The sequence below is a fragment of the Mesorhizobium sp. M1E.F.Ca.ET.063.01.1.1 genome, from assembly GCF_003998155.1.
In the GTDB taxonomy this organism is placed as follows: domain Bacteria; phylum Pseudomonadota; class Alphaproteobacteria; order Rhizobiales; family Rhizobiaceae; genus Mesorhizobium.
On sequence record NZ_RZSC01001129.1, the window covers coordinates 1 to 1,364 of the forward strand.

A 1,364-nucleotide genomic window follows, 5' to 3' on the forward strand; every position below is an offset into this window, starting at 1 on the left:
CTCGACATGCTCGCCGTCAACCGCTCGAGCCCCGAGCACCTCTCCCGCCAGCTCTATCACGGCCTCGTCGCCATCATCCGCAACCGCACGCTGGCGCCGGGGTCGGAGCTGCCTTCGACGCGCGCTCTGGCCGCCGAGCTCGGCCTTGGCCGCAACACCATCGTCTCAGCCTACGACCAGCTCGTCACCGAAGGCTATCTCGCGAACCGCCAGGGCGCCCGCCCGGTGATCGTCGACCTGCCCGACGGCCCGCGCGAGACGCCGGCCGAAGCGTCGCCGGTGCCGCTGCGCGCGCCCTCGCGGCGCGGCGAGCAACTGCTCAGCCAGCCCTGCCACCACGGCACGCCGGGGCGCTTCGCCTTCCACCCCGGCATGCCGGATCACGCGAGCTTCCCCTTCGGAGTCTGGGGCCGGCTGGTCGCGCGCCGCGCCAGCCATGGCGAAACCCTGTTCGGCACCTATGAGGTGACCGGCCATCCGGCGCTGAAGGAGGCGATCGCCGGCTATCTCTATTCCGCGCGCGGCGTGCGCTGCCAGGCGGAGCAGATCGTCATCACCACCGGCGCGCAGGCCGCCTTCGATCTTCTCGCCCGCCTGCTGCTCGACCCCGGCGACACGGTGTGGATGGAGGAGCCCGGCTATTACGGCGCCAAGGCCGCCTTCACCGTGGCCGGCGCAAAAATCCTGCCCATCCCGGTCGATCAGGAACGCGGCTGGCGCCTCGACGCGCCGGATTTTTCGCCCCGCCTCATCTATGTGACGCCGGCCTGCCAGCATCCGCTCGGCATCACCATGCGTATGGAGGAGCGGCTGCGCCTGCTCGACATCGCCGAGACCGCCAACGCCTGGGTGATCGAGGACGATTTCGACGGCGAATACCGCTTTCAAGGCAGGCCCGTGCCGGCGATCCAGAGCATGGACCGCTCCGGCCGCGTCATCTATGTCGGCACCTTCGCCAAGCTGCTGTTCCCCGCGCTGCGCATCGGCTTCATGGTGCTGCCGCCCGACATGGCCGGCCGCATCGCCAACGCGCTCTCCACCACGGGCCAGTTCGCGCCGCTCCTGCTGCAGGCCGCGCTCGCCGATTTCATCACCGAAGGCCATATGAGCCGGCACCTCAAACGCATGCGCCGCATCTACGCCCAGCGCCGCCAGCTTTTCCGCGAGATCGTCGCCGAGCGCCTGCGCGACGAGATCACGCTCTCCCCCGCCGAAGCCGGCATCCAGGTGGTGGGCTATCTGAGGGAAGGCATCGACGACATCCAGGTCAGCCAGGCGGCAGCGAGGAGGGCCATCAACGTCTCGCCGCTGTCGAAATATTTCCAGAACACGGCGGCGACCCAAGGGCTGGTGCTGGGCTATGC

The 1,364-nt window shown here is 69.4% G+C and carries 1 protein-coding gene; it reads left to right on the forward strand.

Annotation, left to right across the window (positions count from 1 at the left end; all coding sequences use genetic code 11):
- A partial coding sequence (locus EOA29_RS36635) for a PLP-dependent aminotransferase family protein (RefSeq protein ID WP_145970055.1) occupies window positions 1-1,364 on the forward strand: 1,364 nt, incomplete at both ends.